Genomic DNA, 17,745 nt, shown 5'->3' on the forward strand with positions numbered 1-17,745 from the left:
GGTTCTATATGGAATACTATAAGTAGACAAATTTCTGTTTATGAGAAAAAAAAGAGCCTGGTTGTTGAAAGGTGTCCGGTTCCAATAGAATTCGGCAGGAAAAGAACTTTCACCATTGAAAGAAATGGCAGCTCACTTCGACAAGCTCAGTGACCGTATGCTATTCCGGGTTAGATATGCCACACTTATTTGAAAAAACAGTAAAGCAGTACTGAATATGAATAAAGAAGGGAATTAAGCGCCTTAGGAAGGGGTAAGGACACTTAGGCCTTGCCTTATCAAGTCAATTTCCAGGTCGGTAGAATCATTGGATTCATAACAGCCATCTATCTGAAAGGCTTCAATGGGTTTGTTTCCGCTTAATTTTAAGTGTTGGACTTGATGAAAGCGGACCTGTTTTAGCCAGTGAACTTTTTTGATAAGAAGCAGCCCCGCCAAGAGGGGGATTTTTAGTTTGGGCAACTTATCGATGATCACCAGGTCAAAGAAACCGTCATTCAATTTAGCCTGAGGGGTTAAGGTAAATCCATACCCCATTCGGTTGGAGTTGGAGATAAAGACTAAAAACGGATCGAGTGCGATCTTCTTCCCGTCATATTCAATCTGAACATTTTTCAGCCCTGAAAAAGTACCTACAGTACTGAGCATGGCCCTTAAATAACCGCTTAATTGCCGTTTTTTTATTTTATCGTACTGATGAATCAAAGCAGTATCAAAACCTATCCCCATATTGCTGAAAAAATAGGTCCCGTTTACCTTTCCTACATCAATTTTATCTATGCCTCCCGTTTTAATAACTTCCAAAGCTTTAGGTATGTCCAAGGGAATATTAAGGTTGGAGGCCAGGCCGTTTCCTGAACCCATGGGAATGATCCCCAAGGGAATGTTTGAGCCCACCAAAGAAGTGGCAACCTCGTTTATGGTTCCATCTCCACCGCAGGCAACAATCAAATCTGCCTTTTCCTTAATGGCCATTTGACATAAATCTGCCGCGTGCTGAGGGCCCGTAGTTTTTTTTAAGCATACCTTATAATGGTCCACTGGAAAAAATCGTCGAAGGAAAAGTTCATCCATCAGGTGTTGGCCCTTTCCGGCGATGGGGTTAAGAATAAAGTGTATGCTTTTCACTTGGTTCATTTCAAAAGGTATCTTCAGCTTCAAATTTAAAACCTTTGGTAATAATTGGTGCTGGTTTGGGATTAAATTTCATTGTGATAGGCAATTATACCTAAAGCTTCAATATTCACAATCGGTTTCCCAAGCTCGCAGATCGCCGCAGATTCTTAGCTATTGATTTTGCTGTATTTCAGGGTTCTTCTATATATTGGTGCACTGGCGTAAAGTCGTATAACCCTCTAAATTTTCTCCAGCAGGAATAATAAGAAAAGTACAAATTTCGTGACAGGCATAGAAAATTAGGTTTTTCCCCTTTATACCCAATAGATTACCTTCACTTACAAGTTAAGGATCTGAATCTGTCTTTGAACTATATTTTAAACAAATAAAATGACAGTATTTGAAATTTTTTAGTATGTTTGATATAGTTAAACAAAAATATATACTTATAAGTGTTTATGAATACCAGTGGATATTTTACTAGAAAATCAATTTGGGTAGGAGGGACCCTATTACTTTTATCCCTTTCCTGTACACCGTCCAGTGATGGTTTGTATATGAAAAGCGAATCCACCCTTGCCGTCGATGATGACGACACCAAGGACAGTATAAGGATCAAAGCTGCCCATGTGGTACCCACGGAGAACCAATATGAAGCGTTAAAAGATGAATTTATTGCCTTTGTCCACTTTGGCCCGAATACTTTTACGGCAAAGGAATGGGGCTCTGGGATGGAGGATCCAGTGGTATTTGACTTAAAGCACCTGGACACAGACCAATGGTGTAAAGCCATGAAAGTCGCCGGAATGACCAAGGTCATTTTCACGGCCAAGCACCATGATGGCTTTGTCCTATGGCAGTCCCGATACACGGAGCACGGGGTGATGTCCACCGGTTTTAGAGAGGGAAAAGGGGATATACTAAAAGATTTGGCTGCTTCCTGTGAAAAGTACGAGCTTGAGCTGGGAGTTTACCTCTCTCCGGCTGATTTGTACCAAATAGAAAACCCGGAAGGGCTGTACGGTAACCTCAGTGAAAAAACCGTTAGAACTATTCCACGGGCCGTGGAAGGCAGGCCTTTCGAAAACAAGACCACCTTTGAATTCAAAGTGGACGACTATAATGAGTATTTTCTTAACCAGCTTTTTGAGCTGTTGACAGAATATGGGCATATCACAGAAGTCTGGTTTGATGGTGCCCATCCCAAAACAAAAGGCGGGCAGACGTATGATTATGCGGCCTGGAAAGAGCTGATTAGAAAGCTGGCACCTGATGCGGTGATTTTTGGAAGACAGGATATCCGCTGGTGTGGCAATGAGTCTGGAAAAACCAGGGAAATCGAGTGGAACGTCATCCCTTATCAGGAGGATCCTAATCAAATGAACAGGTTCGAAGACATTACCGGGGAGGATGTGGCCAGTTTGGAAAAGCTTTATGAAGCCAACTTCTTACATTACCAGCCTGCTGAAACCAATACCTCTATCCGTGAAGGGTGGTTTTACAGAAATGACGACGAACAAGGGGTAAGAAGTGTTGATGACGTATTCGATATGTACGAGAGGTCCGTGGGTGGAAATTCTATTTTCCTTCTAAATATCCCTCCTAATACCAATGGAGAGTTTCCAGCAAGGGATGTAGCCGTTTTGGAAGAAGTGGGCAAAAGGATAAAAGAAACCTATAGCACCGATTTATTGGAAGGAGCCAGTGGACCTGATCAGGTTTTGGATGATAATGACCAAAGTTACCTGCTGCTGGACAAGTCAAAGTCATTTGAAATGGCACTGTCCAAACCTGCCAGGATAAACCGGTTCATGATTCAGGAAGCCATTACCACACACGGTGAGAGGGTAGCGGCTTTTGCCTTAGATGCCATGGTAGAGGGATCATGGAAAGAAGTAGCTACAGACCATAATATCGGTTATAAAAGTATCGTAAGGTTTCCAGAAGTCACTACCGACAAGCTGCGTGTAAGGATTTTGGAAGAACGGTTGGAACCTGCCATCAGCAAGGTGGCGGCCTATTATTATGAAACCCGTCCCCCTCAGCTGAGCATTGAGCGGAACCTGGAAGGTATGGTGAGTATAGGGGCGCAAAAAGCCGATTTTGGCTGGAAAACCTACGAGCAGGATATTGCCGGAAGCCTTAACAGGGATTTGAGCATTCGCTATACCTTGGATGGAAGTGAACCCAACTCCGGTTCTACCTTATATGAAGGCCCCTTCAATATGGAAAAAGGAGAGGTCAAAGCAGCAGCTTTTGGCAAAGAGGATCAGGGAGCTGTGGCTTCGGCCTTGTTTGGGGCAATCAAAAAAGATTGGAAGCTTGTAGCTGCCTCTACAGGGGAAGAGGGGCATGAAGCAGAAAAAGCCATTGATGCCAATAAGGGCAGCTATTGGAAAGCCAAAGGCAGTGCCAAAGGGGCACAAGAGATTACCCTGGATCTTGGCCAAAACCTTAGCCTGACGGGCTTTACCTATCTGCCTCCTAATGAGGATAAAGAAGGGATGATCGAAGTAGGAAAGCTGTACTATAGCGCAGACGGCAAGGATTGGGAACTGCTGGAAGATTTTGAATTCGGCAACCTGATCAATGATCCAAGTTTAAGAAGACATGATTTTGGCCAAGCGGTTGAGGCCAGGTTTATTAAACTGGAAGCGACAAGAATTGCAGGCGGCCATATTTATGCGGCCATAGCAGAGCTTGGTTTCTTGGTAAAATAAAATTGATGCCCTGTGATTTGATTGCAGGGCATTTTTTTTTACCTAAAATGAGCCATTGTGGGTTAAGAATGAAACCATAGCACTTAGGATAAAATCTTTGGGAGATCATCCAATCGTATTGATGTATTCGCCTTGCAGGTATTGGGCCTTAAGAAACTAAAGGAGTGGAAGCAAAAGAGACTGTCTCATTTGTAGATTTATCTGATTCTTACACAGATAATATTTCGTTGTAGTCATGTAAGGCAGGGGAGAAATGGGCTGCCCCAACGGGGCAAATTAATAACAGCCTGGGGTGACAGCCCCAGGCTAAGATCCACCAGAACGGTCATGTTTTGGCCGGGTAAATGTAAATAGAGTATATAAATTGCCGCCAAAACCCGTAGATTTTAATTGAGAACCTTATCCAAGATAATTTATTGATTTACGAGATTACAAACGATCAGAAACAGTATTAGAACAACAAAGACCAATGAATAAAAATCGACGATGGGTTAAGGTCTGTTTAATGGGCCTTTTGTTTTTGGCGAGCTTCCAAAGGGGAATCGGTGGAACAGCAGCTGATGTTGATACATCGGAATGGAAGGGGTTTACCAGGTATGATCTCCAATTTGAAGAAAGAGACTTAAGAGTCATCAAACCCAAACAGTCCTTGGAAGGCAATCCCTGGATTTGGAGGGCACGATTTCCTGATTGGCATACCGAAGCGGACAGTATCTTGGTCCAAAGGGGTTTTCATTTGGCATACATTAACACAAATGGTCTTTTCGGGGCACCACAGGCCATGGATATCTGGGACAGGTTATACCAAATGTTGGTTGAAGAATACAAATTGAGCGAAAAACCAGCGCTTATGGGAGTGAGCAGAGGCGGGCTTTTTATCTATAATTGGGCAAAAAGGAACCCGGACAAAGTTTCCTGCATCTATGCCGAAGCCCCTGTCTGTGATTTTAAAAGCTGGCCTGGTGGTTTTGGGAACGGAAAGGGGAGTCCCGGTGACTGGGAAAAGCTCAAAGAAGTATATGGCTTTGAAACAGATGAAGCAGCCAAAGCATACAAAGACCTTCCGATGAATAACCTTCAGGCACTTGCTGATAAGAAAGTGCCGGTGCTGCACATGATAGGCCTGCATGATCAGGTGGTTCCTCCTGAGGAGAATACCTATCTCCTGATCCAAAATTACATCAAAGCAGGTGGGCCTGCCACCGTTATTCCCTGTACGCAGGGGCAACAAGACCTGTTTGGACACCATTTCCCCATAGAAAGCCCAAAGATGGTTGCTGACTTTATCTATTACCATACCGTGGATCAGTCCAAGCTCAAGTCCGCTGATTTTCATACACTGCGCAACAGCCTCAAAAACTCCAAAATCACTTTTGAACGGACAAAGAAAGGGAGAGTGGCTTTCTTAGGAGGCTCGATTACCTATAATCCGGGCTGGAGGGACAGCATCATGGTGTTTTTGCAGGAACGTTTTCCTGAAACGGAGTTTGAGTTTATCAATGCCGGAATCCCTTCCATGGGCACTGTACCCGGAGCCTTTAGACTGGAAAGAGACATCCTTTCCAAAGGGAGGATAGATCTCCTTTTTGAAGAAGCCGCTGTCAATGATGCGTCCAACGGAAGAAGTGCTGAAGAACAGTTAAGGGGCATGGAAGGCATTATAAGGCAGCTTAGGAAAACCAATCCGGAGACAGATATTGTGATGTTCCACTTTGTGGATCCCGATAAAATCAAAAGCTATCATCAAGGGAATGTCCCTGAAGTCATCCAAAACCATGAAGCAGTTGCGGAGCATTATGGGGTATCTTCCATCAATTTAGCCAAAGAAGTAAGCCTACGGATTGCCAATGGTGAATTCACCTGGGAGGGGGATTTCAAAAACCTGCATCCCTCGCCTTTTGGACAGCAGGTATATGCCCAATCTATGGTTTCTTTCCTGCAAAACGCCTATTCCCGGCACCTGGATGAGGACGATAAATTGGAGGCCTTTTCTTTGCCTGACTACCTCACAAAGGGGGCGTACGATAAAGGACACTTGGTGCCGATCCAAGAAGCCAACATGGGCAAAGGCTGGAGTATAGTGGAAAACTGGACGCCAAGTGACGGTACCGGTACCCGAAACAATTTTGTGGATGTTCCCATGTTGATCAGTGAACAGGTGGGCAGTAAGCTGAAATTTAGGTTTGAGGGGAATGCTGTGGGGATTGCCGTTGCTGCTGGGCAGGACGCCGGAACCATCAGCTATAGGGTGGACAAAGGAGAATGGAAAAGCCAAAATCTCTATACCAAATGGAGCAAACATTTGCACCTGCCCTGGTATTATGTATTGGAGGATGATTTGGAAAAAGGAGAGCACCTTATAGAAATAAAGGTGGCTGAAGAGAAGGATCCACATAGTGCCGGCAATGCCTGTAGGATCAGATATTTTATCGTCAATAAGTGATTACTTGATATAGGTCTGTGTTCATCACTGAAGACCTGTTAGGTTTCTTGGTATTTCTATTCCTTTGGACCTTCTGTGTCCGCTCCCTGAGCTTGTCGAAGGGTTAAGTGGAAGGGAATTTAGAATGTCCAATTTTGAATGATGAATGAAGAACCATTCAGCTAATCAGTTAACCAATTAACCTAATATGTATATCCTCAAAGACGCTAGTAACTACAAATTATAAAACCATATCTCACAGAATGCACAGAAATCCACAGAAAAGACTTTTAATTCTGTGTAAATCTGTGAAATCCGTGAGAAATAATTTTACTGATGTAATTATGGATAATCATATAGCCTAATAACCTTGTCACCCATTAGCAATCCCCATCTTCCACAGATAATATAGCACCTTTATTTCTTACTGTGCTGAATATAATCCGTGGGAGTGGCGTTGAACTGTTTTTTGAAGGCGGTTCTGAAATTTCGAACACTGCCAAAGCCCAATTCATAGGCTACCTCCGAAACGTTCAAACCACTGCGGGTCAGCAACCTTGCCGCTTCATTGAGCTTGGCTGTCTGCAGGTATTGATGGGGTGATTGACCTGTAATGCCCTTAATTTTTCTAAATACCTGGCTTCTGCTCATCCCCAGTTCCTCCACCAGTTGGTTGACATCAAATAGCGGGTCGGAAAGTTTTTTCTCCAAGATAGCATTCACCTTTTCCAAGAATTCCTTGTCCATATCCGTAAGTTCCAGTGTATCTACAGCATGGGTAGCTGCTTGGGAGTACCTTTCTTGGAGTTTTCTTCTGTTATCTATGATATTGGATATTCTGGAAATGAGAATCTTCAGGTTGAAAGGCTTGGTAACATAATCATCGGCGCCTAACTCATAGCTGTCTGCAATACTGTCCTCATTGGATTTTGCACTCAGAAGGATGATGGGGATATGTGATGTGATGAAATTGGTCTTTAGCAGTTTACAGAGTGTCATCCCGTCCATCTCCGGCATCATGATATCACTGAGGATAAGGTCTGGCTGCCACCTCTCTGCGGTGATTTTCCCCTCGGCTCCATTATTGGCGGTTTTGACCTCAAAATGATCTTTAAGCAGATCATATAGAAAGTTTTGCATCTGGGCCTCATCTTCGATGACAAGAACTTTATGCTTTGACTTCTCTATTGCTAAAGATTTCCCCTGATAATATTTTGACGGTATCTGGGCAGGATAATCGGAAGCTGGCAATTGATGTTCAATCGTTACTGCATGGTTGATGGGAAGGGTAACGGTGAAAGTGCTTCCTTTGCCCAAAGTACTTTTAAGGTTGATTTTTCCTTGATGTAGATCAATATAAGATCTTGAAAGTGAAAGACCTATGCCCGTTCCGGCAAACTGGTGATTGGCCTGATAAAAACTCTCAAATATTTTATCTTGTTCCTCAGCAGGGATGCCTATCCCATTGTCTTTTACATAAATAGCTACCAAGCCTTCTTGGTCCGGTTTTTTTAGCCCTAAGCTGATTTTACCTCCCGGCTTGGTAAATTTGAACGCATTGGACAGGAGGTTATAAAAAACAATGTCCAGTTTGTTTTCATCGAAGCACATCTCCAGCTCGTCCACTTCAAAATCCTTCAGCACTGCAATATTGTTTTGACGCGCGAGGTAATCAAACTGATGTAAGGTGGCATTTAAAAACGAAACCATATCGCGTCTTACGAGGTTTAGGCTGATTCTCTTCTCTTCGGCTTTTCTAAAATCCATCAATTGGTTTATCAGTTTTTTAAGTCGCTGGGCATTTTGCTGGACGACATGGAGGTGACGGTTCCCTTCTTCATCCAGTCTGTAGGAAGCAATCAACCGTTCTATTGGACCGATGATCAGGGTAAGTGGCGTACGGAATTCATGGGAGATATTGGTGAAAAAATTAATCTTCAACTTATTCAATTCTGCTTGTTGCTGCTTTTCCAGTCTTTCCAATTTCAGGGTGTTGAGCAACCTTAGCCTGTTTAAAGAGGCCCTGCTAATCCCAAAAATGGCCAAAGAGAGCGTCAGCAAATACAGGCCATAGGCCCACCAGGTCTTGTACCAGGGAGGAAGCACCGTCACAGCAATGGTGACCGGGTTTTCATTCCAGACACCGTCATTATTGGCGGCTTTTACCATGAAGGTATAGTCACCCGGATCAATATTGGTATAAGTGGCCATTCTTTGCTTGCCGACATAATTCCACTCTTTATCAAAACCTTCCAGATAATAGGCATATTGGTTTTTTTCCGGCGAAGTATAGTTGAGGGCTATAAATTCAAAGGTGAAATCAGCCTGATGATGTGCCAGTTTGATGCTTTTTGTCTCAGTGATAGCCTGTGTCAGGACTGATTTTTCCTGTCTTATTTTTACGGGGCTGTTGGCAATGGACAGCTGGGTGATATAAACCGGAGGGGGCAGGGTATTCCGTTTGATTTCGGAAGGATGAAAGCTGCTTACCCCGTTGACACTGCCAAAATAGAGCTTTCCGTTGTTGTCTTTGAGCAGGGAATTTTCATTAAATTCTACTCCGATGATACCGTCCTGGTAAGTATAATTGCTGAATTTACCGCTTTGCTGCGAGTAATGAGAAAGTCCTCTATTGGTACTTATCCATAGCTCTTGGTTGTTATCCAAAATAACTCCTTTGATGGTATTGCTTGGCAATCCATGAGATACATTAAATTGCCTGAAATCACCCGTTACAGGGTTAAAATAATTAAGGGCTTTGTCTGTAGCTATCCAAAGGTTTCCTTGATCATCATAACACATGGAATAAACCAAATTACCCTGCAGGGAATTATCATTGTAGGGATCATTGATATAATTGGTGAAATTTCCCGATGACTTATCGAACAAACCAAAGCCATGGAAGGTCCCCACCCATAGGTTATCATTATCGTAGGGAAGGAGAACGGATACATGGTTATGGCTTAGGGAGTTTGGGGCATCGTTATGATGCCTGAAGTTCCTGGAAGCTTTTGACTTTGGGTCATAATGAATAAGGCCTTGATTTCTAGTGCCTATCCACATGCTGCCATCCGCTTCTTCCCAAAAGGCCTTAACATAGGTGCCTCCATAGAGCCAATCCTGTCCAATGAAATGACCAAACTTACCGGTCTGGTCTTCGAGAACGCCCATGCCATTAAGGTAATATCCCAGCCAGAGGTCTCCCTTTTTACTTTCATAGAGACCGTTGATAACTTGGTCCGCAGGACCTTTTTCCGGGCTACTGGAAGGCAAATAATGAGTAAAGCGGTTTTGGTCCGGCTGGTAATAATTCAAACCTCCGTGGTCCAGACCGATCCATATTCCCCCTTTTTTGCTTTCGGCAAGGCTCAGGACCGACTTCCCGCTCAAGCCGTCCAGTGGATCGTCTGTAAAGCCCCAATGTTCGATTTTACTTTTGTGCGGATCAATTTTACTTAAACCACCGTTGACGGTGCCCACCCAAATGATACCGGATTGGTCCTCCAGTAAGTAGGTGACCGCCTTACTGTTGATCTGGTTATTCTCGGCCATTGGATGAAAATGGCCGCTGGAGCGATCGTATACCATGATGCCCTCACCATCAGTGCCTATCAGTAGCTTTCCCGCTTTGGTAGCCAACATATGATAGTTTAAATCCGTATGGTTCAGCTCACTGCTTTCCTTGGTCAAGAGGGAAGAGTTGAGATCAAACACATGAAAACCGCCATTGTAGGTGGATAAATAAAGAAGGGACTTTTCCCGCAAAATTTGTGTGACCGACAATTCTTCTGTCAGGGGGCTGACCGGATGGTCAAGGTATTTTAGCTGGTTTCTGTCGAAACACTTGATGCCCCCCTTTTTGTTTCTTAAGACCCAGGCCCCATAAGCCACAAACAGGCTATTGTCCGGTCCATCCAGGATATCCCTGACTTCAGCCATACCTTCAGTTGGAAACTGGCTAAATGAGCGTGTTTTAAGACGATAAAGATAGAGGTTCCCATTGCCATTGCCCACCCAAAACTGCCCGTTATTATCCACATGGAGTTTTGAAATATAGTTCTCCTTGGTAGTGTTGGCCGCTTCAGCATCAAAGAAAAAATGCTCAAAACGGTCCTGATCTTCATTGAGCAGGTTTAGCCCTTCATTGGTGGCGATCCATATTCTTCCATTTTGGTCCTCAGTAATGTCCAAGACGATATTACTGCTCAAAGAAAAAGAGTCCGCCGGATTGTGGGTAAAATGGGTAAACTCCATCCCATTGAATTGACTGAGTCCCTCTTTGGTGCCAACCCATATAAATCCTTTCGAATCCTGATAGATACAATTGACATAATTGTTCAAGAGCCCGTTCTCCGTGGTGATATGGCCCACATCAGATTGTGCCCAGGTCGTAACCGGACCAATCCAAAAGAATAGGAAAAGCAGCACAAATTGTTTGAAAGATGTTAATGAGGGCATCAGGCTTTTGGGTAATTATTTATGAAAGATAAAAATTTACGGAGTTTGAAGAAAGTCCCCAAAACCATTTTTAAAAGAGGTATAAGGCGAAAGTATTGAAACAGACTGTAAATAAGTGATTTAAATGATTCTCTCGACGGTTTTCCGGAAACAAATGACACATATCAGCCCCCATTTTGACCAATTATATCCCGCTGATCCTTCCTGTTGTCGCTAAAATTGGAGACGTATTCAAGACTTATCTGATTCCAATCTCCCATGAATAATAAAACCAAACGAAAGTACTTGCGGTGGTTATGGCTGGAGATCACTTGTGTGGTCATCATCTTAGCGATAGCAGTATTGTTGATCATGATCAATTAATCCGGACTTAAGGATAAGCAATATCCTCATCAATATAATGTCAATTCTAACCCAAAAAATTATGAAACAACTTAACTCTTCCATTACCAAACCATCCCTATTAAGGATGCTAGGTATTATTTGTTTGGCTCTTTGGTACAGTGCTGCCCAGGCACAAACCACGGTTAAGGGCAAGGTCTCCTCAGATGATGGAGAACCCCTCCCGGGAGTAAATATCCTGGTCAAGGATACCGGACAGGGTTCGGTAACCAATATCGACGGGGAATATGAGGTACAGGCTTCCCCAAACGGTGTTCTGGTATTTAGTTTTATCGGCTACCAAAGCCAAGAGGTACCCGTTCAAAATCAAAGTATCATCAATGTGACTCTGGGTCAGGACGAGCAGGCCCTGTCCGAAGTGGTGGTGACTGCCTTAGGTATAGAAAGGGAAAAGGAAGCGCTGGGGTACTCGGTCACTGAGCTGGATGGCAGGGGCTTTACCCAGGCCAGGGAAACCAATATAGCCAATGGTCTTGCAGGAAAAGTGGCCGGGGTAAACGTAAGTAATATCGCCTCCGGTCCGGCTGGTTCTTCCAGGGTAGTGATCAGGGGGAATACCTCCCTGACCCAAAGTAACCAGCCACTTTATGTAGTGGACGGTATTCCCATCGATAACAGCAACCTTGGCTCTGCAGGGATGTGGGGCGGCCGTGACCAAGGTGACGGTATAGGCAACATCAACCCCGATGATATTGAAAGCATGACAGTGTTGAAAGGAAATACCGCTGCCGCACTTTATGGCTCCCGTGCATCCAATGGGGTAATCCTGATTACCACCAAAAGCGGAAAGAGCAAAGAGGGACTGAGGCTGGAAGTCAATTCCAATTTTGTGATGGACAAAGCCATCAACCGCTTGGACACCCAGAGAGAATATGGACATGGGCTCAATGGCAAGAAGCCTACAACACTGGAAGAATCCCTGGCAGGGGGTGATACCGCCTGGGGTGGAAAGCTGGATGGTTCTTCAGTGATCCAGTTTGATGGAGTGGAAAGGCCTTATGCTTATTCAGGTGACAATTTCGAAAGGTTTTATGATGTAGGACATACCTTTACCAATACCATTGCCCTTTCCGGGGGATCGGATAAAATGGGCTTCCGCTTTTCTGCCTCAGATTTGAGCAATAAGGGCATTGTTCCCAATTCTGGTATGGACAGAAACAACTTTACCCTGAATGCTCAGGGCAAAGTAAACGAAAAGCTGACTTTCCAGGCCAGCGGTAGTTATATCATCCAAAATGTAAAAAATCCACCGGCACAGGGGGATCTGGTCAGCAATGTCAATTATACCGTTTGGAGTTTGGCCCCTAACATCAATGTACTGGACTTAAAAGGTGATCCCAACAGGCTGGGTGCCAGACCGGACAATGGTTTTGAGTTCTTGCCGGCTCAGACAGTTTGGTTTGAGAATCCCTATTATAGTGCTTACCAGAAAAACAATGAGAGTGAAAGGACCAGAACATTGGGCAGTTTTAGCCTTAACTATGATTTCACGGACTGGTTGTTCATCAAAGGGCGAGCAGGGATTGATCAGTGGAACAGGAGCAATGTGAACCTCCGGCCTTATGGCAGTGCACAAAGCCCAGAAGGCTATATAGAGCAGTCACAGACCAAGCATAAGGAAATCAACAGCGACATTATGTTGGGTTCCAACAAAATGTTTGACAATGGACTGGAGTACAATGTCCTGGTAGGTGCTGCCAGCATGAGACAGGAGCGGTATAGTAATAGTACCAATGGTTACGAATTTGCCATTCCTTTCTTCGATAATTTATCCAATACCATCAGAAGGACCGGAGGAGCTGACTTTTATAAAAAGGGCATCAATTCAGCTTATGGTCTGGCAGAGATTTCCTATAAAACTGCCTTGTTCCTTACAGCCACTGGCCGTAAAGATTGGTTCAGTACCCTGAACGGTCGCGGCATTTTTTACCCATCACTAAGTACCAGTGCAGTGCTTTCCGAATTATTGAAAATGCCGGGTTTCATGGATTACTTTAAGTTACGTGCAGCCTGGGCGCAAGTAGGAGGGGACACTTCTCCTTATGTGCTCAACCAAACCTATGGTCTAGGTCTGCCCCATAACGGGGTAGCCCAGGGAGGCATAGCCCAAGGTTTTGTAGCCAATGCACAATTGAAGCCTTTATTGGCCACAGAAGTGGAATTCGGCTTTGATGCCCAGTTTTTTGATAGCCGCTTAGGGATAGACTTTACACTTTATCAGCGTAAAACCGAAGACGACATCCTTCCAGCGACCATATCCAAAACCTCAGGTTACAGTTCTGCCCAGATCAATGTGGGAGAGGTCATCAACAAAGGTTTTGAATTGTTGATCACCGGTGCATTAGTAAACAAAGCAGATTTTAGTTGGAATACTTCCTTGAACATGGGCTATAATAAAAGTGAAGTGTTGAGTTTGATCGATCCGGAGGTAGAAGGGGAAAGGCTGCAATTGGACCAAAACAGGGCACAGACAGCCTATGTGCACAACATCGAAGGACTTCCTTATGGACAGGTGACAGGATGGATGTATTTGCGGGATGCATCTGGAAACATTGTGCACAATGCGGCTGGACTACCGATGAGGGATGAAGCTGCAGGGATCGTACCGTTCGGATCCGGTGTGCATCCGTTTACGGGAGGTCTTTCCAATAACTTCACTTATAAGAATTTCAATTTAGGATTCTTGGTGGATTATAAGATGGGAGCGGTGATCTTTAGTGGTACCAACTCTTGGTTGTATAGAAGGGGAATGCATAAAAACACCCTGGTCGGCAGGGAAAATGGTATCGGAGATGTGCCGGCCAGTGAAATGTCCGCCTACTACAATGAAATCAGGAACAAAATCGCAGAACAGTTCATCTACGACGCAGACTTTGTCAAATTAAGGGAAGTGACCTTTGGCTACCAACTGCCCAGCACCTTTTTAAGCAAGTTAAAAGTCAGAAGCGCAAAGATTTCCCTGGTGGGAAGAAACCTGCTGCTTTTACACTCCAAAGTGGAAAACATCGATCCTGAGTCTACCTATAATGAAGGGAATGCCCAAGGAATGGATTTCTTCCAGTTGCCCCAAAGCAGAAGCTACGGCGTCAACCTTAATCTTTCATTCTAAACCATTCTGGATTTAAAAGTCATTATCATGAAAAATACCATCAAAAATAAAATTATAAAACGTGTTTTTGCACCACTTGTGGCATTGACACTCGGGGTTGGCTGCATCGAGGATCTTAAGGAAATGAACGAAAACCCCAATGCCATCAATGACCTGGATTACGGGATGCAGCTGACCAAAATGCAGCTGAGCTATACCGGAGGCAGCCATGAAATCTTTAGGACCTCTCTTGGCTATTGTTTTTCTTCCATCCAACAAATGGCGGATCTGGAAAGCCCGGTATCCGGGGTATTTCTTCCCGGAGATAAGTACCTGAACGATCCTTTATTTGCCTCGGCCTTCTTTGACGAAGCCTATATTAATGAATACCGTGATTTGGCAGATTATGTCAACCGTACTTCCATGGATCCGACGGCGGTAAATTATTATGCCATGGGCAGGATATTGAAAGTAATGTCTGCCCATAGGCTGACGGACATTTATGGGGATGTCCCTTATTTTGAAGCAGGGAAAGGCTATATCGACAACCAGTGGTTGCCCCAATATGATGCCCAGCAAGCCATCTATGCTGATATGCTCAAGGAGCTGGAAGAGGCAGCCCAATCATTTGACCCTAATTTAAGGGGCCCGGAAAACAATGATCTTTTGTATTCCGGAGACATTGTGAAATGGAAAAAGTTGGCTTATTCACTGATGCTTAGATTGGGTATGAGGATTTCTAATGTCAGTCCTTCGGATGCAGAAATGTGGGTAAAAAAGGCCATTAACGGCGGCGTAATGAGCAGCAATGATGACTTGGCCCGCATCATTCACCAGGTGGGAGGGCATAGAAATCCCTTCAATGCCGGATTTAATACCAGGGACAGGATCCGCTTGTCCGCCACCTTTGTGGATTGGATGGCATCCAATGATGATCCCAGACTGGATATTATCAGTTGGGTAGAAAGTGGCGGAACACATAAGGGACTGCCCAATGGATATGATAACTCCACGATCATTGATTATGAAGGCGGGGCGGATTTGAGCACTTACTCCAATGTCAACCCTGCCATCAGGCAATGGGATTCCCCTTCTCTGCACCTTACTTATGCAGAGGTGGAACTGATGTTGGCTGAGGCAGCCCTAAAAGGTTGGCACAGTGGCAATGCAGCAGTCCATTACGAAAAAGGGGTAAGCGCTTCCATGGAACAGTGGTCCATATTTGGCGTAGACACACCTACTACCGGAGCAATCAATGCCTACTTGGCCGCTCATCCATTTGATCCAAGTAATGGCATGGAAATGATCGGTGAGCAATACTGGGCAGCGACATTTTTGGTAAATTGGGAGGGATACGCCAAATGGAGAAGAACAGGCTATCCTGAACTCACCCCGATCAACTACCCCGGAAATGTGACCGGTGGTCAAATCCCTCGTAGGATGACCTATTCGGGAGAAGAATACAGTATCAATACGGAGCATCTTAACCAGGCCATCCAAAGACAGGGCCCTGACACTTTCACCACACGCATATGGTGGGACAGTGAATAGTCATTACCGAACCTACTAAACCTATAGCCCGGAAGTTGTACTTTCGGGCTTTTTTAAGTTTTGTTTCATAGTAAATTACCGAACTGATTGTAAGCTGTGGCTTTACCTTCCTGTCCCTAGGATTTCCAATTCCAATAGCTGTCCACTGTTTTTCAATTAGGACGATGCATATCAGATCAAGAAATACCTTATTTTATGATTTTCAGGTAAGTAATTGGATGTTTGTAACATGCTACTGGACTTTTATATTGACCCTTTCAAATGGCCTACTGAGGTAAATGATGCTAGATGGAAGCCACAGCTATAAAGGTGCCCAAGCTATACCTGAATGCTCTAAATGCGTACAGACTGGGGAAATATTTTAAATAGCTTAAGGAAATCGGTATTGGAAAATAACATGTAGCCACCACGGAAGTTAGTTCTATATCTGCTAGTTAAAAATAAGCATCTATGCTTGGTTATAATTTTTAGGCTACTTTTAATAGGGACTGATATCAACAAAGTGGTAAAGCTTTTGCAGTATACCGTATGACATTTATAAATTAAGTTGCCAACTTAATGGGCATGGATATTTTGATCCGTTGATTTTGTAGGTATGTTGAATTAACACCTTTTCTTTATGAATGATTTTCTAAAGCATTGGGGAGATGCAGCTTATACTAGTTTAGGCTTTTTTTGGATGGCTCTTTGGGCATTTGTGCTGGGCTATCTGGTCAGTTCAATGATACAGGTATTTGTCACTGAGAAAAGAATGCAAAAGACCATGGGCGATACGGGCGCTAAAAGTATGATTCTGGCTACCTTTTTCGGTTTTATCAGCAGTTCGTGCAGCTTTTCGGCCTTGGCCACTTCCAAATCCCTGTTCCAAAAAGGGGCCAGCTTTACTTCTTCCATGGCATTTTTACTGGCCTCGACCAACCTGGTCATCGAACTGGGGATAATCATTTCCATTTTCCTTGGTTGGCAATTTGTAGTCGGAGAATATGTGGGAGGGATATTATTAATTGTTTGCAGTTGGGTGCTTATCCGATTGATTCGTCCAAAGAAATTAATTGATAAGGCAAGAAAGCAGTTGGGAGAATCCAATGAGGGTAAGGCTGACAAAGGTTCAATAAAGGAAAGGATGTCCTCTAGTGAAAATTGGGTTAAAGTTGGCAAGCAATATGCGATGGAATGGAAAATGGTTTGGAAGGATGTTACGGTTGGTTTTACCATTGCCGGCATTGTTTCCGCTTTTGTCCCTGATTCCTTTTTTCAGACCCTGTTCATCAACACCGGACAGGGTAGCGACGGTTTTGGTTTTTTGACCCTTTTGGAACATGTGGTGGTAGGTCCATTGGCCGCATTCCTCACCTTTATAGGCTCTATGGGCAATATTCCCCTGGCAGCCCTATTATTTGGCAAGGGAGTGAGTTTTGCCGGAGTGATGGCATTTATTTTCAGTGATCTGGTCGTATTTCCGGTTTTGAGGATCAATGCCAAGTACTATGGATGGAAAATGTCGCTATTTATCCTCTTCTTACTATTTACTAGTTTGATTGTCACCTCTCTGTTGTTGCATTATGGTTTTATTCTTTTGGATTGGTTACCTGAGAGTACTGGTAAAAGTATTACGGAAAAGCAGCATTTTAAAATTGATTATACTTTTTTCCTAAACCTTGGCTTCCTCGCGGTGTCTGGATTACTGGGTTATTTCGGCTTTTACCATAACAAACAAGTCAATTATCATAAAGAAATGGCTCCAAAAAGTCCCGCTTTGGAAAGCTTCCTTAAATTGATGGCCCTTGTATGTTATGGCTGGTTGGCTGGAGGAATATTGGTTAAGTTATTTCTTGTTTAAATATTGCTTGTACATGAATAAGCTGGGATTATAATGGAAGGTCACCATCCAACGAAAAATATACAGATGAGAAAAGCTCCAAAATTGATAACGGAGCTTTTCTGTTGACTAGTGAAAGGGAATCAATTATTAATAGACACCAGTGTCC

At 43.8% G+C, this 17,745-nt stretch carries 8 protein-coding genes; 5 read left to right on the forward strand and 3 right to left on the reverse strand.

Annotation, left to right across the window (positions count from 1 at the left end):
• Nucleotides 1-243: 243 nt before the first annotated feature.
• The gene (locus tag ACYVAA_RS12595) at nt 244-1,161 is read right to left on the reverse strand and encodes a diacylglycerol/lipid kinase family protein (RefSeq protein WP_460542178.1); all 918 of its coding nucleotides are present in this window, start codon (nt 1,159-1,161) and stop codon (nt 244-246) included.
• A gap of 413 nt (nt 1,162-1,574) precedes the next feature.
• On the opposite strand from ACYVAA_RS12595, the gene ACYVAA_RS12600 reads away from it, so the two are divergent.
• Together ACYVAA_RS12600 and ACYVAA_RS12605 are read left to right on the forward strand one after the other, a co-directional pair.
• Nucleotides 1,575-3,836, forward strand: a complete 2,262-nt coding sequence (locus ACYVAA_RS12600; protein ID WP_460542180.1) for an alpha-L-fucosidase — start codon at nt 1,575-1,577, stop codon at nt 3,834-3,836.
• Between the two features lie 469 nt (nt 3,837-4,305).
• Nucleotides 4,306-6,279: an SGNH/GDSL hydrolase family protein gene (locus ACYVAA_RS12605; protein WP_460542182.1), complete on the forward strand. Its 1,974-nt coding sequence runs from the start codon at nt 4,306-4,308 to the stop codon at nt 6,277-6,279.
• 396 nt (nt 6,280-6,675) lie between these two features.
• Here ACYVAA_RS12605 and ACYVAA_RS12610 read toward each other — a convergent pair whose 3' ends face one another.
• A complete protein-coding gene (locus ACYVAA_RS12610; RefSeq protein ID WP_460542184.1) occupies nt 6,676-10,716 on the reverse strand; it encodes a hybrid sensor histidine kinase/response regulator transcription factor in 4,041 nt (1,346 codons plus the stop codon).
• Nucleotides 10,717-10,880: 164 nt separating this feature from the next.
• Nucleotides 10,881-11,069: a hypothetical protein gene (locus ACYVAA_RS12615; protein ID WP_460542186.1), complete on the reverse strand. Its 189-nt coding sequence runs from the start codon at nt 11,067-11,069 to the stop codon at nt 10,881-10,883.
• A gap of 71 nt (nt 11,070-11,140) precedes the next feature.
• Between ACYVAA_RS12615 and ACYVAA_RS12620 the strand changes: the two genes are divergently transcribed.
• The 3 genes from ACYVAA_RS12620 (at nt 11,141) to ACYVAA_RS12630 (ending at nt 17,597) form a co-directional block, all read left to right on the forward strand.
• Nucleotides 11,141-14,227, forward strand: a complete 3,087-nt coding sequence (locus ACYVAA_RS12620; RefSeq protein WP_460542188.1) for a SusC/RagA family TonB-linked outer membrane protein — start codon at nt 11,141-11,143, stop codon at nt 14,225-14,227.
• Nucleotides 14,228-14,254: 27 nt separating this feature from the next.
• Nucleotides 14,255-15,757, forward strand: a complete 1,503-nt coding sequence (locus ACYVAA_RS12625; protein ID WP_460542190.1) for a RagB/SusD family nutrient uptake outer membrane protein — start codon at nt 14,255-14,257, stop codon at nt 15,755-15,757.
• A gap of 619 nt (nt 15,758-16,376) precedes the next feature.
• Nucleotides 16,377-17,597, forward strand: a complete 1,221-nt coding sequence (locus tag ACYVAA_RS12630) for a permease (RefSeq protein WP_460542193.1) — start codon at nt 16,377-16,379, stop codon at nt 17,595-17,597.
• Nucleotides 17,598-17,745 lie beyond the last annotated feature (148 nt).

This window comes from Echinicola sediminis (genome assembly GCF_054777495.1).